This window comes from Massilia pinisoli (genome assembly GCF_024753285.1).
In the GTDB taxonomy this organism is placed as follows: Bacteria; Pseudomonadota; Gammaproteobacteria; order Burkholderiales; family Burkholderiaceae_D; genus Telluria; species Telluria pinisoli.
On the sequence record NZ_JANUGW010000007.1, the window covers coordinates 121686 to 145083 of the forward strand.

The 23398-nt window shown below is 68.2% G+C and carries 19 protein-coding genes; 9 read left to right on the top strand and 10 right to left on the bottom strand.

The window, feature by feature from the left end:
* Nucleotides 1-63: 63 nt before the first annotated feature.
* From NX784_RS11780 to NX784_RS11795, 4 genes are all read left to right on the top strand, one after another.
* Nucleotides 64-1551, top strand: coding sequence for an NCS1 family nucleobase:cation symporter-1 (locus NX784_RS11780; protein WP_258816852.1), 1488 nt, complete (start codon nt 64-66; stop codon nt 1549-1551).
* A gap of 16 nt (nt 1552-1567) precedes the next feature.
* The gene (hydA, locus tag NX784_RS11785) at nt 1568-2956 is read left to right on the top strand and encodes a dihydropyrimidinase (protein ID WP_258816853.1); all 1389 of its coding nucleotides are present in this window, start codon (nt 1568-1570) and stop codon (nt 2954-2956) included.
* A gap of 12 nt (nt 2957-2968) precedes the next feature.
* A complete protein-coding gene (locus tag NX784_RS11790; protein ID WP_258816854.1) occupies nt 2969-4246 on the top strand; it encodes a Zn-dependent hydrolase in 1278 nt (425 codons plus the stop codon).
* A 92-nt stretch (nt 4247-4338) separates the two neighbouring features.
* Nucleotides 4339-6342, top strand: a complete 2004-nt coding sequence (locus NX784_RS11795; protein WP_258816855.1) for an MHYT domain-containing protein — start codon at nt 4339-4341, stop codon at nt 6340-6342.
* Nucleotides 6343-6357: 15 nt separating this feature from the next.
* Here NX784_RS11795 and NX784_RS11800 read toward each other — a convergent pair whose 3' ends face one another.
* Nucleotides 6358-7563 carry an ammonium transporter gene (locus tag NX784_RS11800; RefSeq protein WP_258816856.1) on the bottom strand — a complete coding sequence of 402 codons (1206 nt, stop codon included), beginning with the start codon at nt 7561-7563 and terminating at the stop codon, nt 6358-6360.
* A 232-nt stretch (nt 7564-7795) separates the two neighbouring features.
* On the opposite strand from NX784_RS11800, the gene NX784_RS11805 reads away from it, so the two are divergent.
* The gene (locus tag NX784_RS11805; protein ID WP_258816857.1) at nt 7796-9607 is read left to right on the top strand and encodes a DUF885 domain-containing protein; all 1812 of its coding nucleotides are present in this window, start codon (nt 7796-7798) and stop codon (nt 9605-9607) included.
* Nucleotides 9608-9687: 80 nt separating this feature from the next.
* Nucleotides 9688-10998, top strand: coding sequence for an NRAMP family divalent metal transporter (locus NX784_RS11810; protein WP_258816858.1), 1311 nt, complete (start codon nt 9688-9690; stop codon nt 10996-10998).
* A gap of 4 nt (nt 10999-11002) precedes the next feature.
* Here the strand turns inward: NX784_RS11810 and NX784_RS11815 are convergent, their stop codons facing one another.
* The 6 genes from NX784_RS11815 to NX784_RS11840 form a co-directional block, all read right to left on the bottom strand.
* Nucleotides 11003-12121 (bottom strand): TIGR03118 family protein, encoded by a 1119-nt coding sequence (locus NX784_RS11815; protein ID WP_258816859.1) that lies wholly within the window; start codon nt 12119-12121, stop codon nt 11003-11005.
* Nucleotides 12122-12203: 82 nt separating this feature from the next.
* Nucleotides 12204-12911 carry a TorF family putative porin gene (locus NX784_RS11820; protein ID WP_258816860.1) on the bottom strand — a complete coding sequence of 236 codons (708 nt, stop codon included), beginning with the start codon at nt 12909-12911 and terminating at the stop codon, nt 12204-12206.
* Complete coding sequence (locus NX784_RS11825) at nt 12860-14182, bottom strand: S8 family peptidase (RefSeq protein ID WP_258816861.1); 1323 nt, start codon at nt 14180-14182, stop codon at nt 12860-12862. The genes NX784_RS11820 and NX784_RS11825 overlap by 52 nt, the downstream gene beginning before the upstream one ends.
* On the bottom strand, nt 14179-14898 hold the full coding sequence (locus NX784_RS11830) for a zf-HC2 domain-containing protein (RefSeq protein WP_258816862.1): 720 nt from the start codon (nt 14896-14898) through the stop codon (nt 14179-14181). Before NX784_RS11830 ends, NX784_RS11825 begins: the two co-directional genes overlap by 4 nt.
* Nucleotides 14895-15482: an RNA polymerase sigma factor gene (locus tag NX784_RS11835; protein WP_258816863.1), complete on the bottom strand. Its 588-nt coding sequence runs from the start codon at nt 15480-15482 to the stop codon at nt 14895-14897. Before NX784_RS11835 ends, NX784_RS11830 begins: the two co-directional genes overlap by 4 nt.
* A gap of 420 nt (nt 15483-15902) precedes the next feature.
* Nucleotides 15903-16841 carry a LysR substrate-binding domain-containing protein gene (locus NX784_RS11840; protein WP_258816864.1) on the bottom strand — a complete coding sequence of 313 codons (939 nt, stop codon included), beginning with the start codon at nt 16839-16841 and terminating at the stop codon, nt 15903-15905.
* Nucleotides 16842-16959: 118 nt separating this feature from the next.
* Here NX784_RS11840 and NX784_RS11845 point away from each other — a divergent pair, with 118 nt between their 5' ends.
* Nucleotides 16960-18162, top strand: coding sequence for a urate hydroxylase PuuD (locus NX784_RS11845; RefSeq protein WP_258816865.1), 1203 nt, complete (start codon nt 16960-16962; stop codon nt 18160-18162).
* A gap of 69 nt (nt 18163-18231) precedes the next feature.
* On the opposite strand, the gene NX784_RS11850 is transcribed toward NX784_RS11845, so the two are convergent.
* The 3 genes from NX784_RS11850 to NX784_RS11860 form a co-directional block, all read right to left on the bottom strand.
* Complete coding sequence (locus NX784_RS11850; protein ID WP_307735956.1) at nt 18232-20595, bottom strand: S9 family peptidase; 2364 nt, start codon at nt 20593-20595, stop codon at nt 18232-18234.
* Nucleotides 20596-20798: 203 nt separating this feature from the next.
* The gene (locus NX784_RS11855) at nt 20799-20969 is read right to left on the bottom strand and encodes a hypothetical protein (protein ID WP_258816866.1); all 171 of its coding nucleotides are present in this window, start codon (nt 20967-20969) and stop codon (nt 20799-20801) included.
* A 22-nt stretch (nt 20970-20991) separates the two neighbouring features.
* Entirely contained in the window at nt 20992-21240 is a 249-nt protein-coding gene (locus tag NX784_RS11860) for a hypothetical protein (RefSeq protein WP_258816867.1), read from the bottom strand.
* 222 nt (nt 21241-21462) lie between these two features.
* Between NX784_RS11860 and NX784_RS11865 the strand changes: the two genes are divergently transcribed.
* Both NX784_RS11865 and NX784_RS11870 read left to right on the top strand, forming a co-directional pair.
* Nucleotides 21463-22104: an ANTAR domain-containing response regulator gene (locus NX784_RS11865; protein WP_258816868.1), complete on the top strand. Its 642-nt coding sequence runs from the start codon at nt 21463-21465 to the stop codon at nt 22102-22104.
* A 20-nt stretch (nt 22105-22124) separates the two neighbouring features.
* Complete coding sequence (locus tag NX784_RS11870) at nt 22125-23300, top strand: CmpA/NrtA family ABC transporter substrate-binding protein (RefSeq protein ID WP_258816869.1); 1176 nt, start codon at nt 22125-22127, stop codon at nt 23298-23300.
* Nucleotides 23301-23398 lie beyond the last annotated feature (98 nt).

The following is a 23398-nucleotide window of genomic DNA, read 5'->3' on the forward strand; positions in this document are numbered from 1 at the left end:
GTCTCCCGTCCACGCGTCCAACGACAACATGAACATCCACCGCAACCGATGGAGACCGCCCCGATGAGCCCAGACCCCGCAACGAACCAGGACCTGTGGAACGAAGACCTGGCGCCGACGAGCGCCGCGCAGCGCACGTGGCGCTGGTATCACTTCGCCGCGCTGTGGGTCGGCATGGTGATGTGCATCCCCGCGTACACGCTGTCGGCCAGCCTGATCGAAGGCGGCATGTCCGCGTACCAGGCCGTGTTCACCGTGTTCCTCGCGAACGCCATCGTGCTGCTGCCGATGCTCCTGATCGGCCACGCGGGCACGAAATACGGCATCCCGTACGCCGTGCTGGCGCGCGCCGCGTTCGGCACGCGCGGGGCGCGGCTGCCGGCGCTGATGCGCGCCATCGTCGCCTGCGGCTGGTACGGCATCCAGACGTGGTTCGGCGGCAGCATGATCTACACGTTGCTGGGCGTGCTGGCCGGCCACGAGATCGGCGGCGCGAAGCTCGCCGGCCTCGGCATCAACGGCGCCCAGCTGCTGTGCTTCATCGTGTTCTGGGCTATCCAGTTCTGGTTCATCGTGCACGGCATGGACGCCATCCGCAAGCTGGAGACGTACACGGCGCCATTGAAGATCGTGATCTGCTTCGTGCTGCTCGGCTGGGTGTACGAGAAGGCCGGCGGCTTCGGTCCCCTGTTGGCCGCGCCGTCGCAATTCGTCGAGGGCGGCAAGAAGGCCGGCCAGTTCTGGCCCACGTTCTGGCCGTCGCTGACGGCGATGGTCGGCTTCTGGGCGACGCTCGCGCTGAACATCCCCGACTTCACCCGCTTCGCGCGCACGCAGCGCGACCAGGTGCTGGGCCAGTCCATCGGCCTGCCGGTGCCGATGGGCCTCCTCGCCGCACTGGCCGTCATCGTCACGTCGGCCACCGTCGTCCTGTACGGCAAGGCGTTGTGGGATCCCGTCGACCTGGCGAGCCGCATGACGGGTGCCGCCGTGCTGGTCGCGCTGATCGTCCTCCTCGTCGACACCGTGAGCGTCAACCTGGCCGCGAACCTCGTCGGCCCCGCGTACGATTTTTCCGCGCTCGCGCCGCGCCTGATCTCGTACCGGACCGGCGGCTACATCACGGCGGGCATCGCGCTCGTGATGATGCCGTGGAAGATTCTGGAGTCCACGCAGGGCTATATTTTCACGTGGCTGATCGGGTACTCCGCGCTGCTGGGCCCCATCGCGGGTGTGCTGATCATCGACTACTACCTGATCCGCCGCACGGAGCTCGACGTCGCCCAGCTGTACAAGGACGACGGCATCTACGGATACCGCGGCGGCTGGAATCCGGTCGCCATCGTGGCCTTCGTCGCCGGCGTGCTGCCGAACATCCCGGGCTTCCTGAACGCCGCGTTTCCCGCGTCGTTCCCGGACGTGGGCGCCGGCTTCAAGACTGTGTACACGTATGCGTGGTTCGTGGGGATCGCGATCTCCGCGCTCGTGTACGGCGTGATGATGAAGGGCAGGGCCGCGCCCGCGCTGCGGCCTGCCCGTTCGCTCGACTGACAAACAAGGGGAAGAGATGAGCATCCTGATCCGTGGCGGTACTGTCGTGAATGCGGACCGCGCGTTCCGCGCCGACGTCCTCACCGAGGGCGGCAAGATCGTCGCCGTCGGCGAGAACCTGGACCTGCCCGCGCATGCGACCGTCGTCGATGCGGGCGGCCAGTACGTGATGCCGGGCGGGATCGACCCGCACACGCACATGCAGCTGCCGTTCATGGGCACCGTCACCGCCGACGATTTTTATACCGGCACGGCGGCGGGCCTGGCGGGCGGCACGACGACGATCATCGACTTCGTGATCCCCGATCCGAAGCAGCGCCTGATGGACGCGTTCCATACATGGCGCGGCTGGGCCGAGAAGGCGGCGGCCGACTACACGTTCCACGTCGCCGTCACGTGGTGGGACGACTCGGTCCACGAGGACATGGGCACGCTCGTCAGGGACCACGGCGTGAACAGCTTCAAGCACTTCATGGCGTACAAGAACGCGATCATGGCCGACGACGAGACGCTCGTGAAAAGCTTCCGCCGCGCGCTGGAACTGGGTGCGATCCCCACCGTGCACGCGGAGAACGGGGAACTCGTGTACCAGCTGCAGCGCGAGCTGGTGGCGAAGGGCATCCGCGGGCCGGAAGCACATCCGTTGTCGCGGCCGCCGGAAGTGGAGGCCGAGGCGGCCAACCGCGCGATCGCCATCGCGAACGTGTTGGGCACGCCCGTCTACATCGTGCACGTGTCGTGCGCCGAATCGCTCGAGGCCATCACGCGTGCCCGCGCGCGCGGCCAGCGCGTGTACGGCGAGGCGCTGGCCGGCCACCTCGTCATCGACGACAGCGTGTACCGCCATCCCGATCCGGAAGTCGCGCGCGCCTACGTGATGAGTCCACCGTTCCGCTCCAGTCATCATCAGACCGCGCTGTGGCAGGGCCTGCAGGGCGGTAACCTGCACACGACGGCGACGGACCACTGCACGTTCTGCGCCGGCCAGAAGGCGATGGGCGCGGACGATTTCACCCGCATCCCGAACGGCTGCGGCGGCGTCGAGGAGCGCATGGCTGTCGTGTGGGATGCCGGCGTCAACACCGGGCGCCTGACGCCGTCCGAATTCGTGCGCATCACGTCGACGAACGCGGCGCAGATCTTCAACATCTATCCGCGCAAGGGCTCCGTGTCCGTCGGTGCGGACGCGGACATCGTCGTGTGGGACCCGCACGGCACGCGCATCCTGTCGGCCGCCACGCAGCATTCGAAGGGCGACTTCAACGTGTTCGAAGGCCGCACGGTGCGCGGCATCCCCACGCACACGGTGGCGGCCGGGAAGCTCGTGTATGCGAACGGCGACCTGCGCGCGGAGCGCGGCGCGGGCCGCTATGTGGAACGGCCGGCGTTCGGCACAACCCCCTGAACGGAGAACGAGATGAACGACCTGCGCATCAACGGCAAGCGCCTGTGGAACTCGCTGATGGAACTGGCCCAAATCGGCGCCACCGACAAGGGCGGCGTGAAGCGGCTCGCGCTGACGGACCTCGACCGCCAGGGCCGCGACCTCGTCGTGCAGTGGGCGAAGGCCGAGGGCCTGGCCGTCACCGTCGACAAAATCGGCAACGTGTTCATGCGCCGCGAGGGCACGAATCCCACGCTGCCACCGGTCGTCACGGGCAGCCACATCGACACCCAGCCGACGGGCGGCAAGTTCGACGGCAACTACGGCGTGCTGGCCGGCCTCGAAGTCGTGCGCACCCTGAACGAGCACGGCATCCGCACGGAGGCGCCGATCGAAGTCGCGTTCTGGACGAACGAGGAAGGCTCGCGCTTCGTGCCCGTCATGATGGGCTCCGGCGTGTTCTGCGGCGCGTTCAGCCTGGAGACGGCATACGCCGCGCGCGACGTCGACGGCAAGTCCGTCGGCGACGAATTGAAAAGGATCGGCTACCAGGGGGGGCAAGTGCCGGGCGACCACCCGATCGGCGCCTATTTCGAGGCGCACATCGAGCAGGGGCCCGTGCTGGAAGATGCGAACAAGGTGATCGGCGTCGTGCCCGCCGTGATGGGCCTGTCGTGGTACGACTGCACGGTGACGGGGATGGAGGCGCACGCGGGCCCCACGCCGATGCACCTGCGCCGCGACGCGTTGCAGGTGGCGACCACGATCATGCAGGAGACGGTCGCCATCGCGAACCGCTATCCGCCGTACGGCCGCGGCACCGTGGGCATGGTGCAGGTGTTCCCGAACAGCCGCAACGTGATCCCCGGCCAGGTGAAGTTCAGCATCGACCTGCGCAACGTGACGGACGACCTGCTCAACACGATGCATGGCGAGATCGAGGCGTTCGTCGAGCGCACGCGGCGCGAGACGGGCCTGGGCATCGTGCTGGAGCGCGTGTCGTACTACCCGCCGTGCCCGTTCCATCCCGATTGCGTGGGCGCGGTGAGGGCGGCCACGGAAAAGCTGGGCTATTCGACGATGGACGTGGTGTCGGGCGCAGGCCACGACGCCATCTACGTCGCGCGGCTGGCGCCGGCCGGCATGATCTTCGTGCCGTGCAAGGACGGCATCAGCCACAACGAAATCGAGGATGCCCAGCCGGGGCACCTGGAAGCGGGGTGCAACGTGCTGCTGCACGCGATGCTGGAGCGGGCGCGCGTGGTCGGCACCGCCGTGCGGGAGCCCGATGCGGTTGTTGCACAAAAGTAACAAGGTGTGAATTCCTGTTACCACGCTGGCTGAACGCGCGGGCCGGTAGCATACTGTGGGCTTTCCGCCAACCGCTACCGAGCACGTCGACGATGTTGACAGGATTTTACGAGACCCCGCTGGTCCTGGTGTCGATTCTCGTCGCGATCGTCGCGTCGTATTCGGCACTGAGCCTCGCCGGCCGCGTGACGGAAGCGGCGGGGCGGTCCCGGTTCGCCTGGATCCTGGGCGGCGCGATCGCGATGGGCTCCGGCATCTGGGCCATGCATTTCGTCGGGATGCTGGCGTTCCGCCTGCCGATCCCGATCGCCTTCGACATTCCCATCACCCTGGTGTCGCTCGTGTTGCCGATCTGCGCGTCGGGCCTCGCGCTGTGGCAGGTCAGCCGCGCGAACCTCGGTCCTGTGCGCCTCGGCGTGAGCGCGCTGATCATGGGCATCGGCATCAACGCGATGCACTACACGGGCATGGCCGCCATGCGCATGCAGCCGGGAATCGTGTACGACCCGTTGCTGTTCGCGCTGTCCGTGCTGATCGCCGTCGGCGCGTCGGCGCTGGCGCTATGGATCGCGTTCCGCCTGCGCCGCAGCACGCCGGACGTCTTGCTGCCCCGCGTGGGCGCCGCCGTCGTGATGGGCTTCGCCATCGTCGGCATGCACTACACTGGCATGGCGGCCGCGAACTTCCCGGCCGACAGCGTCTGCATGGCCGCCCGCGAGGGCGTGCAGCGCGACGGCCTCGCCTCGCTGATCGTGCTCGCGACGTTCTGCGTGCTGGGGCTCGCCCTCATCGCCTCGGTGTTCGACGCCCGGCTGGAAGCGAACGCGCGCATCCTCGCGATGTCGCAGGCGACGGCCGCCGAGCGCCAGCAACTGCTCGAACGCGAGCGCATCGCGCGCGACCAGGCCGAGCGCCTGTCCGCGCTGAAGGACGAATTCCTGGCCACCTTGTCGCACGAGCTGCGCACGCCGCTGAATGCCATGCTGGGCTGGGCCGGCATGCTGCAGCGGGGCGTGAAGGACGAGGCCACGTTCAAGCGCGGGCTCGAGACGATCGAACGCAACGCGCGCGCCCAGGGCCAGCTGATCGACGACCTGCTCGACATGAGCCGCATCATCGCCGGCACCGTGCGCCTGGACGTGCAGACGGTCGATCCCGCGCGGATCGTGGAGGCGGCCGTGGGCACCGTGCACCCGGCCGCCGCGGCCAAGACGATCGCCCTGCGCACCGATCTCGGACGTCATGCGGGCGCGCTGCCGCTCGAAGTCCGCGCCGATCCGGGCCGCCTGCAACAGGTGTTGTGGAATCTGCTGGCGAATGCCGTCAAGTTCACGCCGCCGGGCGGCAGCGTGCAGGTGCAACTGGGCCGCGACGGCGGCGACGCGGTGATCCGCGTGATCGATTCCGGCATCGGCATCGCGCCCGACTTCCTGCCGTACGTGTTCGACCGCTTCCGCCAGCAGGACGCATCGATCTCGCGCCAGCACGGCGGCCTGGGGCTGGGCCTGTCGATCGCGAAGCAACTTGTCGAATTGCATGGCGGGACCATCGCCGTGCACAGCGCCGGCCCCCATACGGGCACGACGTTCACCGTGCGCCTGCCGCTGACGCACCAGCCGGCGATCGTGGCGGCGGTGGCGGGCGTGCGCGCGCCCGTGCCTGCCGCGCCGGGCGACACGGCCGAGCTGGCTGACCTGACCGGCGTGCGGGTGCTGGTGATCGACGATGCGCCCGACACGCTCGACGTGCTCGAGCAGATCCTCGCGTACAGCGGCGCCGCCACGATGACGGCGCCGGGCGCCGGCGCGGCGCTCGCGCTGCTGGAACGCGAGGTGCCGGACGTGATCGTCAGCGACGTCGGGATGCCGGACGTCGACGGCTTCGAACTGATGCGCCGCATCCGCCGGCGCGCGGCCACGGCGGGCGTTCCCGCCATCGCGCTGACGGCGTTCACGCGCCAGGACGACCGCGTCAAGGCGCTGCAGGCCGGCTTCACGGACTATCTCGCCAAGCCGGTCGAGCCGGCGGCGCTGGCCGACGCCATCCGGCGCGCGGTGGCGCGCGGCGACGCGCCCGCGGCCGCGCACGGAACCTGACGCCGGCTGAAACGCTTACTGGAACGTGGTCTCGCGTTCCGGCGTCGCGCTGATGCGGTGGATGGCCAGGTCGGCGCCGTCGAATTCCTCCTCGGCGTCGAGACGCAGCCCGACGGTGACCTTCAGCAGGCCGTAGACGATGATGCCGCCGCCGGCCGCGATGACGATGCCGAGCACGGTGCCGATCAGCTGCGACGCGAACGACACGCCGCCGAGTCCCCCCAGCGCCTGGCTGCCGAAGATGCCCGCGGCGATGCCGCCCCACGCGCCGCACAGGCCGTGCAGGGGCCACACACCGAGCACGTCGTCGATCTTCCAGCGGTTCTGCGCCAGGGTGAACATGACGACGAAGATGGCGCCGGCGATCGCGCCCGTCACGAGGGCGCCCATCGGGTGCATCAGGTCGGAGCCCGCGCACACGGCGACGAGGCCGGCCAGCGGGCCGTTGTAGACGAAGCCCGGGTCGTTCTTGCCCATCACGAACGCGACGAGCGTGCCGCCCACGAGGGCCATCAGCGAGTTGACGGCGACGAGGCCGTTCATCTTGTCCAGGGTCTGCGCGCTCATCACGTTGAAGCCGAACCAGCCGACGGTGAGGATCCACGCGCCCAGCGCGAGGAACGGGATGTTCGACGGCGGGTGCGCGGAGATGCGGCCGTCCTTCGTGTAGCGGCCGCGGCGCGCGCCCAGCAGCAGCACGGCCGGCAGCGCGGCCCAGCCGCCCACGGCGTGCACGACGACGGAGCCGGCGAAGTCGTGGAAGCCCGCGCCGAAGGCGGCCGCGAGCCAGTCCTGGATGCCGAAGCGGTTGTTCCAGGCGATGCCTTCGAACAGCGGATAGACGAGGCCCACGAGCAGGGCCGTCGCGGCCATCTGCGGGTGGAACTTGGCGCGCTCCGCGATGCCACCGGAGATGATGGCGGGGATCGCGGCGGCGAACGTCAGCAGGAAGAAGAATTTCACGAGTTCGTAGCCGTTCTTCGCGACGAGGGTGCTCGTGGCGCCCATGAAGTGGATGCCGTAGGCGATGCCATAGCCGACGAAGAAATAGGCGATGGTGGAGACGGCGAAGTCGATCAGGATCTTGACGAGCGCGTTCACCTGGTTCTTGCGGCGCACCGTGCCCAGCTCGAGGAAGGCGAAGCCGGCGTGCATCGCCAGGATCATGATCCCGCCGAGCAAGATGAAGAGCGCATCCGCGCCGCTTTTATATGCATCCATGCGTTACTACTCCAAAAAAGTGCAAGTTGGTCGAATTAGCACTTCTACGTAGCAATAAACGTTCCAATTTGGTGAAAAGGCGCACTCCTAGTGGGCATGCGATATGGGTTGCTCCTAAAACGTGCATAAGCACTATTGCGGTGCGTAAATGCGCCAAAATGGGGCTCGGCGATGGTGTGGTCGATCGGGCAACCCGTAGTATCCTTGCGGGTGCACCTTACAAAGGAGACCCATGAACCGCACCCTGAACGCCGCCATCCTCGCGGCCCTGTTGTCGGCCGGCGCGCCTATCCTGTCCGCCCAGGCCGCGACGACTCCCGCCACCCCGTCCGCATCCGCTGCCGAGCGCCAGGTGGATGGCATCGCCGCCCGTTTCTACGACGCGCGTGCCCGCTTCGACCCGATGCTGTACGCCACCGCCAACGGCGACAGCCGCTACGACGACCAGCTTGGCATGGCGATAGCGCCGCAAGTGCGCGCGCGCTACTTCGCCGCCAACCACAAGCTGCTGAATGAACTGGGCAAGATCGACCGCGCGCGCCTGTCGGACAAGGCGCGCCTGAACTACGACATCCTCGTGTTCGAGATCCGCGCCCAGCTCGACCTCGAACGCTTCCCCGAGCACCTGCTGCCGCTGAACCACTTCGACAACGTGCCGAGCAATCTCGCGAACTACGCGAGCGGCACGGGCTCGCAACCGCTGGCGACGCCGGCCCAGTACCGCGCCTACCTGGCGCGCCTGCAGCAACTGCCCGCGTGGATCGACCAGGCCATCGCCAACATGAAGGAAGGCGTCAAGAAGGGCGTCGTGCAGCCGAAGGCCATCACGGCGTCGATGCTGCCGCAGTTCCGCCAGCTGGCCGCCAGCGATCCGGAAGCGAGCATTTTCTACACGCCGATCAAGAACCTGCCGGCCGGTTTCTCCGACCAGGACAAGAAGACGCTGACGGCCGGCTACCGCGACGCCGCGCAAAAGATCGATGCCGCGCTGGGTCGCCTGAACACCTACCTCGAGAAGGACTACCTGCCGGCGGGCCGCACGACGGCGGGCTACGGCGCGCTGCCGGACGGCGCCGCGTGGTACCGGGCCCGCATCCGCAACAACACGAACCTCGACCAGACGCCGGCGGAGATCCACGCGCTGGGCGAGCGCGAAGTGGCGCGCATCCAGCACGAGATGGCGGCGCTGGCGCCGAAGCTGGGCTATGACGGCCCGCTGAAGACCTTCCCGCAATGGGTCGCCGCCCAGCCGCGCTTCAAGCCGTTCAAGAGCGACCGCGAAGTGCTGGACCGCTACCGCGCGATCTACGCGACCGTCGAGGCGAAGCTGCCGCAGTATTTTTCCTTGCTGCCGAAGGCGAAGCTCGACATCCAGCTGGAGCCCGAGCTGACCCGCGCCACGGCGTCCGACCATTACACGCCCGTCGCGGCGGACGGTTCGCATCCGGGCGTGTTCTGGGCGGTCGTCAACGACCCGAAGGACTACAGCACGGTGGGCATGACGACGCTGTTCCTGCACGAGGGCGTGCCGGGCCACCACCTGCACGCGGCGCTGCTGAAGGAATTGCCGCTGCCGGACTTCCGCAAGTTCTTCACCGAGCACCCGAGCGCCGCCGCGTACGGCGAAGGCTGGGCGCTGTACTGCGAGACGCTGGGCCACGAATTCGGCCTGTACGACGACCCGGCCGCGTACTACGGCCACCTGAACGACGAACTGCTGCGCGCCGTGCGCCTCGTCGTCGACACCGGGATGCACGCGCAGGGCTGGTCGCGCGAGCGGGCGATCGCGTACATGATGGACAACCTCGGCTACAGCGAGGCGCGCGCCGCCAACCAGGTCGAACGCTACATGGTGTGGCCGGGCCAGGCGCTGGCGTACAAGACGGGCGCCTTGAAGATCCTCGAGCTGCGCGCGCGGGCGCAGAAGGAACTGGGGCCGAAGTTCAGCTATGCGAAGTTCCACGCCGTCGTGCTGGGCGACGGCACCTTGCCGCTCCCGATCCTGCAGGCGCAGGTGGAGAAGTGGATCGCGGCGGAGAAGTGACCGCCCGCTGAGCATTACGGCCCGTGCACTGTGTGCGCACGCGTACATATCGCTTGCGTGCACGGGTGCATGATGGCCTCATGGACAAGCACGACAACAAGGATGCCGACGGCACCATCGCGGCGCCGTCGCCGGAAGCCTCGACGTGGCTGTCGAAGCTGGGCCCGGGCCTGATCACCGGGGCCGCGGACGACGACCCGAGCGGCATCGCCACCTATTCGCAGGCCGGCGCCCAGTTCGGGTTCAACCTGCTGTGGACCCTGTTGCTGACGTATCCGCTGATGGCCGCCATCCAGGTCATCAGCGCGAACATCGGCCGCGTGACGGGCCGGGGCCTCGCCACCAATCTGCAGCGCTACGCGCCGCGCCAGGTCGTGTGGGCGATCGTCGGCCTGCTGCTCGTCGCGAACGTCATCAACATCGCGGCCGACGTGGCGGCGATGGGCGAGGCGATGTCGCTCGTCGCGCCCGGACGCGCGCACTGGTATGCCGTCGGCTTCGGTGTGCTGTCCGTGCTGCTGCAAGTGTTCGTGCCTTACCAGCGCTACGTGAACCTGCTCAAGTGGCTCACGCTCGTGCTGCTCGCGTACGTGGCCACCGTGTTCGTCGTCCACGTGCCGTGGCACGACGTATTGAAGTCCACCGTGTGGCCGCGCATCGCGTGGAACAAGGATTATCTGACCACCATCGTCGCCGTGTTCGGCACGACGATCAGCCCCTATCTGTTCTTCTGGCAGGCGTCGCAGGAAGTCGAGGAATTGCGCGCGGACGATGCCGCCCAGCCGCTGCGCCACGCGCCCGAGCAGGCCGTGCGCCAGTTCAAGCGCATCCGCTTCGACACGTGGGTGGGCATGGGCGTGTCGAATGCCGTCGCCTTCTTCATCATGCTGACGACGGCCGCCACCCTGCACGCGCAGGGCGTGCGCGACCTGCAGTCGGCCGCGCAGGCCGCGTCGGCGCTGAAGCCCGTCGCGGGCGAGTTCGCGTTCATGCTGTTCGCGCTGGGCATCGTGGGCACGGGCCTGCTCGCGATCCCCGTGCTCGCAGGGTCGGCCGCGTACGCGATGGCCGGCACGTTCCACTGGAAGAGCAGCCTGGGCGCCGAATTCTCGGCCGCGCGCAAGTTCTACGCGATCATCATCGTCGCCACGTTGGCCGGCGTCGGCATCAACTTCATGCCGCTCGACCCCATCAAGGCCCTGTACTGGAGCGCCGTGCTGAACGGCGTCATCGCCGTGCCCGTGATGGCGATCATGATGCTCGTCGCGATGAGCAAGCGCATCATGGGCGACCTCGCGATCGCGCCGCGCCTGCGCGTGCTGGGCTGGCTGTGCACGGGCGTGATGGCGGCGGCGACGATCGCGATGTTCGCGTCCTTCCTGCCGGGCTGACCCCTTACTTCAGGTCGATGCGACCGTACAGGCCGTGCGCCTCGTCGCCCGGCCCGGCCGTGTAGAACAGCGTGTTCGTCGGCTGGCTGTTCACACCGTTGCCGAACGCAATGCCCCACAGGCCGTCGATGACGATGGGCGTTTTGTCGGCCTTGGACAAGGTGCCGACGAACGCGCCCGTGGTCGGGTTGTACGCGTTGATCTTGCCGTCGCCGAAGTTGGCGACGAGGATGTCGTTGCTGAAGTCGCCGAAGTTCGCCGGTGCCAGCGCGATGCCCCACGGTGCGTTCAGCGCGCCGGCGCTCGTCAGGCGCTTGACCATCGTGCCGCCCGTGTCGTACACGTCGACGACACCGAGCCCAGCGCCCTTGACTTCGTCGTTGCCGGCCGTTTCGCGCTGCGCGTACGCCACGTAGATGCGGTCGCCGATGGCCTGGATGCCGAACGGCGCATAGCCCGTGGGCAGGCCCGGATCCGTGAAGCTGCCGGGCAGCGTGGCCTTCTGCCAGTTGGCGTCGTAGACGTCGACCTTGTTGTTGTGGAAGTCTGCGGCGTACAGGTAGTTCGCGCCTGCGTAGCTGTTGATCGCGAGGCCCTTGTAGACCGAGTTGCCGCCCGTGTCGACCGCGGTCACGGCGTTCGTGCGGTTGACGCTGGGCGACCAGCCCGACACGGTGCCGGCCTCGCCGACGAAGATGAACGGGCTGGCGCCCGTCACGCCGTTCTGCGTGACCTTGAAGTCGGTGCTGCCGTTGTACACGATGCCCGTCGGGGCAGCGGAGCCCGCCGTGCCGGCCGGAATCGCGACGATGAGCGTCTGCGGCACGCCGTTGCCGTCGTACAAGGTCGACGTCGACGTGCCGTTGTTCGCGACCCAGACGAACGCGGTCGGGTTGAAGGCGAGGCCCCAGGCGTTCACGAGATTCGTGTCGGTGTGCGCGGCACCCGCCGTGCTCTGGTCGGAGACGAGGGCTGTCGTCGCATAAGCGCTCGTCATGGTCGGCGGCGGGGTGGTCATCGAATGGTCGCTGCCGCCGCCGCAGGATGCGACGAAGGCGCCCAGCACGATGCTGGACAGGCCGGCCGTGACCATGCGCACGGCCGCTTTCGGTTGCAGGTTCATGATTGCTCCTCTATGGACGCGTCGAAGGGACGACGTTAATGCCCCCGTCCGCGTGCAAGGTTCAATCGAATCGCAGGTCTTTTCAGAAGCGCAGGCTGGCGCTGGCGAACAGGGCGCGGGCGCGCGGCCGTTCGTAGTCGGACGGGTGCATGAGCGTCTGCCAGCCGGCCTGCAGGCGCCAGTCGGCCGTGTCGTACGCGAGCGCGGCGCGCAAGTCGGCGCGGTCGTGGCCGCTGCGGCGGTAATCGGCAAACGGGTGCAGGATGCCGCCGTGCAGCGCCAGCGAGATCCGCTCGCCCAGCGGTACCCCGGTGTTTACGTCGAGATAGACAGTGCGGCCGGCGCCGAAATAGGCGGGCGAATAGGACAGGCGCGCACTGACGCGGTCCAGGGTCAGGCCGGCGTAGAACTCGTGGTAATCGACCTCGTGGTTGCGCAGGTAGATCGTGCGGGCAATGCCCGCGTCCCACGACAGACGCGACGTCAGCGGCGCCGCGCGCCCGCCGTAGACGATCAGCAGGCCCTGGCCGCGGCCGTACAGCTTGATGGGCGAGGCGAAGGCGCCCGTGTACCAGCCGCCGTCGGCGTCATGGTCGACGCGCAGCTGCAGCGCGGGATCGGGGTTCAGCGAGATGCCGCGCATGGCGTATTCGGACACGAGAGAGACTTCGGCGCTGGTCTGGGCACAGGCGCCGCGCGCCAGCATGGCGAGGACAAGGAAGAATGGTCGCGCGCCCGTCAATGCGGGCGCGGGGCGGGAAGACTGGCGGTCGTGGCGGTCGAAGGGCATAGGCAGAGACAGGTTCCGGCGGCGCGCGCAACGGCCGCGCAGGCGTCTATGCTACCAGCTTGTCGAGGTCCCGATGCCAGCACAGCAGGCACGATGCGCGCGCCGCTGTCGATGTCGGCCTTCAACCGGGCCGGGGAAGAGTCCGGGCGCACCTGCAGCATCAGCGCGGCCAGCCCCGCCACATGGGCTGCCGCGTACGACGAGCCGGACACCATCCCCCAGCGCGCGCCCGGCAAGGACGTGGGCACGTCCGTCCCCGGCGCCCGCAGCGATCCGGGTGGTGGGGCAGGCTGCGTGTCCGACGCGACGGCGATCACGCCCGGATGCGACGCGGGGAAGCCGCCGTCGGGCTGGTTCGGATCGGCCGCGCCGACGAGCGTCACGCCGCGCGCGAGGGCCGCGTCGAGCAGCGCCTGCAGCAGCCGGTCGCGCGGTCCGCCGAGACTCATGTTGATGACGCGTGCGTCGCTCATCAGGGCGAAGTTGATCGCCTTGCCGAGCGTGAAGCTGTTGCAGCGCGCGGGCGGGCCTTCCGTTTCCCAGCAGGCGCGCAGGGCGAGCAGCCGGGCGTCCGGCGCGATGCCCGCGATGCCGACGCCATTGCCTTCGCGCGCGGCGATGATGCCGGCGACGGCCGTGCCGTGGGCCTCCGCGGCGTCCGGGTACGTGTCGACGAAGTTGCGGCGCAGCTTGACCTGGCCGGCGAGGTCGGGGTGCGTCTCGTCGATGCCGCTGTCGACGACGGCCACCGTCACGCCGCGCCCGGTGCTTGCGCGGTGCAGCGACGTCAGCTGCCAAGCGCGCGCGGCCGGCTGCACGGGGAGCAGCGGGTCGCCGGCGTCGAGGCCCCGGTATTCCTGGATCGCCTGCGCCCATTCCACGCGCGGGTCGTGGGCCAGCGCGTCGAGCAGCCGGTCGACGGGGGCGGCCCGTCCCGCCTGCGCTTCCTCCATCACGAAGCAGTCGATGCCGATGGCGGGCATCGGCCAGTCGTCGACGACGCGCAGCCCGTACGCGGCCGCGAGCTCGCGCGCGACGCGGCGGCGCGCGGCGCGCGTGCCGTCGTCCGTGTAGCCGCCGCCGTACGCGCCGTCGGGACGGAAGTGCGGCGACGGCATGCGCAGCATGACGAGCACCTGGCGCCCGGACTGTGCCGCCGGGCGGGCGTCGGGCGCGTCCGCGCTCGCGCGCGGCACCACGCACGCGAGCGCGCACAGGGCGGCACACAAGGCGAGGAGGCGGGCGAGGACGCCGGCATGTCGGTGGTTCACGGCCGGCCGTCCATGGTCAGGGGTTCGGCCAGGGTGACGGCCGGTTCCGCGCGCAGCCGGGCCAGCACGGGGGCGGCCTGGCCGTCCGCGCCGACCAGCCACGCATCGGTGACGGTCGGCCCGCCGACGATGCGTCCGCCGCTGGCGCGCACGATGCGGCGCAGTTCGCGCTCCGGCGTGTCGGGACGGAACGTGACGACGAGCCGCGCCGCACCGTTCGCGCCGCCGGCGCCGAGGACGCGGTACGCATCCGGTGTGTCAAGGTGCGCGGCCGGACGGGCCAGCAGCACCGCGAGCACGGCGATCACGCCGCATTGCGCGGCGACCGCTGCGCGCAGCCAGGCACCGTCGTTCGCGGCGAAGCGTTCGCGCCAGCGCTGCAGCAGGCCGGGTGCGGCGGCAATCGGCTCTGCGCTTGGCGCCGCGGCTGGCGCGCACGCCGGCAGCGCGCCGTCGTCGTCCAGGGCCACCGCCTCATCGAGACGCGGCAGCAGGCGCGCCAGCGCGCGGTCCGGATCGACATCGAGTTCGAGGCTGGGCCCGGCCGCGCGCACGGTGCGCAGCGCGGCGAGGTCGGCGCGGCAGTCGGCGCACGTCTCCACGTGCGCCTGCATGCGTTCCAGTTCGGTGCCCGCGAGGGTGCCGTTGGCGAGCCAGGGCAGGGCGTCCTGGGCTTCGGCGTGGCGCGCGGCGGCGCGGTCGCTATGCGGGTTCATGGCCGGACCTCCAGCTGGTCTTCCAGCAGCGTTGCCAGGCGGCGGCGCGCGTGGAACAGGCGCGTCTTGACGGTGTTGACGGGACATTCCATGATTTCTGCGATTTCTGCGTAGCCCATGTCGTGATAGAAGGTCAGCTGGAACGCGGCCCGCTGTGCCAGCGGCAAGGTGGCGACGGCGGCGTCGACGGCATGCGCGAGGCGCTGCTGTTCGAAGCGCCAGTCGGGCCGGCCGGCGTCGTCGCCCGCGTACTCGTCGGCGGCGTCGGCCGTCGGCTCGTCGAGGGCGTGCAGCGCCTTGCAGGCCTTGCGGTACGCGATCGCGAACACCCACGTCGACACCTTGCAGCTGCCGTCGAACGTGGCGGCCTTCTGCCAGACGACGAGCAGCGTGTCGTTGACGATTTCCTCGATCAGCGGCACGCTGTGCGTCATGCGCTGGAGGAAGCGCGCCAGCCGCGGGAAATACATGCGGTACAACGTCTCGAAGGCGTGCCGGTCCCCGGCGGCCACGCGGCCGACCAGGCTGGCTTCGCCCTCGGCCGCGCCGGCCGCAGGCGGCAATCCTTCAGTATGTCTGTCCACCCATGCGCTCTCTGCTGTTTTGCCGTGAATACCTGCCGGCCGCGCGAAGGTTCATGCGCGGCGCAAATATTTTTTGCCGCACGTTGATTCTCACACGGATCGGCGCCTTCGGGGCCGCGCGAATCGTGTTGCCGCGATCCGCCGCCCGTGTCACGATGCCGCTATGACAACCCGATATTGCCCCATGAAACGATTTGCACTGCCCTTCGTCGCCGCCGCGCTGGTCCTGGCCGGCCGAGATGAAAGTGCCGTGCCAAGCTAAGCAGGAACCGTGCCGACGACTGGCGATGCAGTTCCAGCGGATGACGGCACAGATGCAGTAGGGGGACGGCTTCGCCGTCCACGCGGTGATACGCGGCTGTCGATTTATCGCGGCTGTGCCGGCATTGGTTGAACGCGTGGACGGGGAACCCGTCCACCCTACCTATTCACGACGACCTTGGCCGCGGCCGTCACCTGATCGCGCAGCCATTTATGCTCGGGCGACTGGTGCACGCGCTGGTGCCACAGCTGGTAAAAGCGCATCGGCGGGAACTTGATCGGCACCGTGAAATTCTTCAGCGGCAGCGTCTTTTCGTAGAAGCGGATGAACTGGCGTCCCGTCGTCAGCACGAGGTCCGTCTGCGTGAGCATGTAGGGGATCAGGCCGAAATAGGGCGATTCCACGGCCACCTTGCGGTGCAGGCCCTGGCGTTCGAGGAAGGCGTCGATGACGCCGTGGTAGCCCGGCAGCATCGCGGTGGGCGCGATGTGGGGCAAGGTGAGGTAGTCCTCGACCGTCATCGCGTCGGACGCCGTGCGCTTGGCGTAGGCGCTGTCGGCGCGCATCGTGCAGATGATCGGGTCTTCGAACAGCTTGGAGATGTGCAGGTGCGGCGGCGGCTCGTCCCAGTTGGCGATCACGAGGTCCATCTCGCCGTCCGACAGCATGCGCAGGTAGTCCGTGCCCGGCCCGAGGTGGTGGATCGTCACGCGGCTGTTCGGCGCGCCGCGCCGGATCGACGCGACGACGCCAGGCAGGAATTGCGTGTCGAGGTAGTCGGGCGCGGCGATGTGGAACGTGCGGTCGGCCTGTTCCGGCACGAACGGCGTCCTGCGCACGAACAGGTTTTCCGTCTCGTCGAGGATGCGCTTGGCGGGCTTGAGCAGGCTTTCGCCGTGCTGCGTGGGCACCATGCCGCGCGCGCCGCGCACGAGCAGCGGGTCGCCCGTCAGCTCGCGCAGCTTGCGCAGCGACGCGGAGATCGACGGCTGCGGCTGGTTCAGTTTCAGGGCGACGCGCGAGACGTTCTTCTCGACGAGCAGCAGATACAGGATGCGGATCAGGTGCAGGTCGAGGTGCTGGGGCAGGCTGGACATGGGGCTTGCTTGGTATGATTGTTATATACGTAGTCTGATTTTAAATATACGTTATTTTTCATGTTCCAGAAACTATATCGGCGGTGGTGTCGCCTGCCGGTCACGCTGAGGAGCCCCGATGGAATACCTGGTCCCGTACGTACTCGAATGGATGAACATGCTCGTGCGCTGGCTGCACGTCATCACGGGCATCGCCTGGATCGGCGCCTCGTTCTACTTCGTCTGGCTCGATAATTCGCTGCGTCCGCCCGCGCCCGGCTCCGACCTCGCCGACAAGGGCGTCGCGGGCGAGCTGTGGGCCGTGCACGGCGGCGGCTTCTACAATCCGCAGAAATACCTCGTCGCGCCGGCCGAGCTGCCGGCGGAGCTGCACTGGTTCAAGTGGGAAGCGTATTCGACGTGGCTGTCGGGCTTCGCGCTGCTCGTCATCGTGTACTGGCTCAACGCGCAGGCGATGATGGTCGATCGCGCCGTGGCCGACCTCGCGCCGTGGCAGGCCGTCGGCGTCGGCTTGGGCTGCATCGTCGCGGGCTGGATCGTGTACGACCTGCTGTGCCGCTCACCACTCGGCAAACACGATCTCGCGTTCGGCGTCGTCGTGTTCGCGCTGCTCGTCGGCGCGGCGTGGGTGCTGACGCATGTGCTCAGCGGCCGCGCCGCATACATCCACGTGGGGGCGATGATCGGCACCATCATGGTCGCGAACGTGGCGATGGTGATCATTCCTGGTCAGCGCAGGATGGTGGAGGCGATGCGCGCCGGGCAGAAGCCCGACCCGGTCTACGGCATCCGCGGCAAGCAACGCAGCGTCCACAACAACTACTTCACGTTGCCCGTGCTGTTCATCATGATCAGCAACCACTTCGCGATGACCTACCGCCATCCGCATGCGTGGGCCGTACTGGGCGTGATCATGGCGGCGGGCGTATTCATCCGCCACTTCTTCAATCTGCGCCACAAGGGACGCGTCGAGTGGGTGTATCCGGCCATCGGCGTGGCGCTGCTGCTGGGGCTCGCGGTGGCGCTGGCGCCGCCACGGCCCGTCGCGGCGAAGGGGACGGTCGACTTCGCGCGCGTGCAGGCGATCGTCGCCCGGCGCTGTGTGTCGTGCCACGCGGCGCATCCGACGCAGCCGGGCTTCGCGAGCGCGCCCGCGGGCGTGATGCTGGACGACGCGCACGGCATCGCGCAGAACGCGCCCCGCATCTACCAGCAGGCCGTGCAATTGAAGGCGATGCCGCTCGCGAACATGACCGGCATGACGGATGCGGAGCGGGCGGAGATCGCCGCGTGGTTCGAAGCAGGTGCGACGACGCGGTGATACGCGTCTTTCGATTTATTGCGGCTGTGCCGGCATGGGTTGAACGCGTGGACGGCGAAGCCGTCCACCCTACGGTTTCAAGGTGTTTTCGAACAGCTGGAAGATGCGCCGGTACTCGTCATACCAGCTCTCCGGCTGCACGAACGAATGCTTCTCGAGCGGGTACGGCGCCAGCTCCCAGTGGTCTTTCTTCAATTCGATCAGGCGCTCGGCCATGCGCACGGAGTCCTGGAAGAACACGTTGTCGTCGACCATGCCGTGCGCGATGAGCAGGTGGCCCTTGAGGTTCTGCGCGTACTCGATGGGCGATGACACCTTGTACGCTTCCGGGTCGACGTCCGGTGTATTCAGGATGTTCGACGTGTACTCGTGGTTGTACGAGGTCCAGTCGGACACGGGACGCAGCGCGGCGCCGGCCTTGAAGACATCGGGCGCGCGCAGCATGCCCATCAAGGTCATGAAGCCGCCGTAGCTGCCGCCGTAGATGCCCACGCGCGCCGGGTCGCCCTGTTCGTTGGCGACCATCCAGTTCACGCCGTCGAGGTAGTCGTCCAGCTCCGGATGGCCCATCTGGCGGTAGATCGCCGTGCGCCACTTGACGCCATAGCCCTTCGACGCGCGGTAGTCCATGTCGAGGACGACGTAACCGTTCTGCACGAGCAGGTTGTGGAACATCTGCTCGCGGAAGTACGGGGTGTAGCGCTGCGTGACGTTCTGCAGATAGCCCGCGCCGTGCACGAACATCACGACCGGATATTTTTTGCCGGGCTCCAGCTGCGCGGGGCGGTACAGCTTCGCCCAGATCGGCGCGCCGCCGTGCGTCGACGGCACCGTCACGAACTGCGGCTGGATCCATTCGTGCGCTTTGAATTCGGGCGTGCGCGTGTCGGTCAGGCGGACCGCGTCGCCGCCGGACGCGGGCAAGGTCGCGAGCTGCGCCGGCAGGTACGGACCGGAATAATGGACGAGCAGCTTCTTCTGGTCCGGCGACAGGCGGAAGTCCTGCACGCCGGCCAGGCTGCTCACTTCGCGTGTGACGCCGGCCGCGGCGTCGACGGCGCAGACTTCGTACGTGTGCGGCGCTTTGCGGTTGCACATCAGCCAGGCCGTGCGGCCGTCGGCGGACCACGCCACGTCCGTCGCTTCCCACGCGCCTTGCGTGAGCGCGCGTGTGCGACCGGATGCGTCACGCACGTACAGGTGCGAATACCCGGTTTCCTCGGACAGATACCACAGCGTGGTGCCGTCCGGCAGCCAACCGAAGTCGTTGTTGTCGTAGTTGACCCAGGCCTCTTCCGTCAGTCGATGCACGGGTTCGAGCGCAGCGTGCGGCAGGTCGACGGTGGCGATCCAGCGGTCCTTGTTGTCGACGGCGCGCAGCTGCACGGCCGCGTCGCCGCCGTCCTGGCTCCACACGATGCCTTCGCCTTCGGAGCCGATCGTCACCGGACGCAGGCCCTTCAGGGGATCGAGCGTGTGCGCCGCGCGCAGCTGCGCCAGCGGATCGGTCGCGATGCCGGGCAGGACGTCCAGCGCCAGGTCTTGCACCTCGTGCGTCGCCAGGTTCACGAGCTTGAGGCCCTGGCCCGCGGGCGGGTTGCGGCCCACGCGCGTGCGCTCGTCCGAGAATTCCTCGTAGCCGCTTTCCGTCACGTAGCGCGGCATCTTGCCCACGCGGCCCTTGGGCGCATCCTTCGGGCCCGTCACGACGAGCAGCCAGCGGCCGTCCGGCGACAGCGCGGTGTTCACGATGGCAATCTTGTCGCCGAGGTAGATCGGAGCGGGGGCGCGGGTCGGGTCGGCGCGGCGTTCCTGCTCGGCCTGGGCGCGCGTCGCGTCGCGCTCGTCCTTCTGGCGCTTCAGGATCGTGGACAGCCGCAGCTGCATGTCGCGCAGCGCATCCGGTTCCTGCGCGTTCGGGTCCTTGGCGGCGCGGGCCAGGGCGAGCGGTGCCAGCACGCGCTCGTTGCGGTCCCACCCGAACCAGTCGTCGCCGATGCGGAATTGCACGCTGCGCTCGTCGGCCGAGTACTGCACGGCCTGCACGGCGCCCTGGCTGCGCGTGATCTGCACGAGCGCGCCGTTTTTCAGGTCGCGCTCGAACAGGTCGCCGTTGCGCACGATGACGGCGCGGGTGCGCGCACGGTTGTACAGCGTTTCCGGGCTGTCCAGCTTCGCGAGGTCCGCGTCCGCCACTTGCGCCGCGCGGCCACCCCGGGCCGCATCGAGGTGCCACGTGTCGCGCAGCGGCGAGCCCGTGCGCTTCTGTTTGTAGAACACCTGCTTGCCGTCCCAGCTCCACCACGCCGCTTCCACGGGCGTGCCGATCCAGTCGGGGTTGGCCATGGCCTCGTCGAGGGTCACGGGTGTCGCGGCAAAAACAGGGGACGCCAGCAGGGCGGCGAGAATGGCAAGGGCGGGAAGTCGCATCATCAGTCGGGTGGATAAATGAGGAACAGCGTGCTTTTCTTGGTAAGAAATTGCAAAAAAGCATTCTATCTCAGCCGACTACGTGCTGGGCGGAATCGCGAAGGGGACGTGGCGCGCGTGCGTAAGTACCAACTATCAGTGCGCCGCACAAAAGACAACGCCCGGCCAGTGCCGGGCGTCGGGAGACGTCGTTGCGCTGCCGTCGATCAGGCGGCGTGTTTCGGGCGGGCGTATTCGCCCATCCACAGTTCGGTCGGCGCGTCGGCCAGCCACAGGTCGGCAGGGGCGGTGACGGACGGGTTGCGCACGAAGATCACGATGCGGGTGATGACGGCGGCGGCGGCGATGGCGACGGTGACGTATTCGATGGGGGTCATGATTTATCCTTGAATGATGTAATTAGTTGGTCGACGATTTGCGTGCCATGTCGGCGGTCAGCGCGGAGGCGCAGAACGGGCCCAGGATGACGCGGTCCGCCACGGTGCGGTTGCGGGCGAAGGCGCCGCTGGCCGGTTGCGCGGCGTCGTGGGCGAACCAGCCGCCGTGTGCCGTGTACAGCTCGATCGCGAAAGCGCGGATCTTGCCGAATGCGTCTGCCAGGTGGTGGCGCAGACCCTTGTCTGCCTGGGTGATCGTTGCGGTCGTCATGGTCATCTCCGGTGAGAAATCTGTCGTGTTGCGATGCAGTATAGGGACAGTCGCGTCATAAATGAACTTTTGATTTGTGATGCTTACCATGCGTTTCGTGAATATTTTCTGCGTGACAACTATTGCGTGTGTGCAGTCTCGCGATTCAGTTCGTGAATATCTGACGCCCGACACCTTGTCGTACCCTGCAGTTCTGGCCCGAAACTTGCATACCCCAAGGGCATGAAACCGCCTTCCAAGGTCCAGCGCACCCTGCGCATCGTCGTCGTCAACACCGTGCCGGATCACGCCACGGACGAGTCCGCGCGCGCCGCGCAGGCACGGCGCAACACGGCGCTGCGCATTGGCCTGCTGGAATCTGGCTATGACATCGTCGCGTCGCTCCCGGCCGACATCTTCCTGCCCGAGCGGATCGCGCAGATCCAGCCGGACATGATCATCATCGACAGCGAATCGGACGCGCGCGACGTCCTCGAGCACATCGTGATCGCCACGCGCGACGAGCCGCGCCCGATCGTGCTGTTCACGGACGACCAGACGCCATCCAGCATGGACGCCGCGATCGACGCGGGCGTGACCGCGTACATCGTCGATGGTCTGCAGGCCGAGCGCGTGAAGCCCGTGCTGGACGTGGCCCTTAAGCGTTTCAAGCGCGAGCAGAAGCTGCTGGACGAGTTGTCGGACACGCGCCGCCAGCTGGCCGACCGCAAGCTGATCGAGCGCGCGAAGGGGGTGCTCATGGCGCGCAACAAGCTCACGGAAGAAGAGGCCTACCAGCGGCTGCGCACGATGGCGATGAACAAGAAACTCAAGCTGGCCGAAGTGGCTCAGCGCATCCTGGATGTCGAGGATCTCCTCGGGTGAAAGTAAGAATAGGGAACAGCATGGCACACGCATTCGTGTCCGGATCGGACCGGCCGGAAAAGACCGTGATCAGGGCCGGCTTCATGCCCCTGACGGATTGCGCGCCCCTCGTGATGGCGTCCGTGCTGGGGCTGGACGACAAATACGGCATCAAGCTGGACCTGTGCCGCCAGCACTCGTGGTCGGGCATGCGCGACCGCCTGCTGCAGGGCGAGATCGACGTGGCGCACGTCCTGTACGGCATGCTGTACGGCGTGGAGAACGGCATCGGCGGCGTGACCCGGCGCATGGCCGTGCTGATGAATTTGTCGCGCAACGGCCAGTCCATCACGCTGGCGCGCGCGCTCGCGCGCCAGGGCATCGCCGACCTCCCGCAGCTGGCCGCCGCCATCCGCAAGGGCGGGCGCCGTTTCGCGTTCGCTCACACCTTCCCGACGGGGAACCACGCGATGTTCCTCTATTACTGGCTGGCCGCCGGCGGCATCGATCCGCTGCGCGACGTGCAGGCGGTGACCGTGCCGCCGAGCCAGATGGCCGTGAACCTGGCCGCCGGCCACATGGACGGCTTCTGCGCCGGCGAGCCGTGGAGCACCCGCGCGCTGCTCGACGGCAGCGGCTTCACGGCCGCCACGAGCCAGGACATCTGGCCCGACCATCCCGGCAAGGCGCTGGGCGCGACCGCGGCCTTCGTCGACGCCAATCCGCACGCAAGCCGCTCGCTGATCGCGGCCGTGCTGGAAGCGGCGCGCTGGCTCGACGCGGCGGGCGAGAACCGCGACGCGGCCGCCGAGGTGCTGTCCAGCCCCGGCTACGTGAATGCCGACCGCCACGCCATCGCCGCGCGCCTGCACGGCGAGTACGAGAACGGCCTGGGACGGCGCTGGACCGATCCCGACCCCGTCCGCTTCCACGCCGACGGCGAGGCCAACTTCCCCTATCTGTCGGACGGCATGTGGTTCATGACCCAGCACCGGCGCTGGGGCCTGCTGCGCGACGACGTCGACTACGCGGCCGTGGCCGCGCGCGTGAACCGCGTGGGCCTGTACCGCGAGGCCGCCGTGCTGGCCGGCGTGCCCGCACCTTCGAGCCTGACCCGCCGCTCCGTGCTCATGGACGGGAAGGTCTGGGATGGCAGCGCGCCCGCCGCGTATGCCGCCGCCTTTCCGATCCGCCGCGTCGCCCTGGCCGGCGCCTAGCCGCATGCACCATGCCAAACGGGTGCGTCACCGCGTGCCTCATTTACGTGCGTTATTACCGTGCGTGGTGCACTGCAATGAAGCGGGAAGGGCTCGGT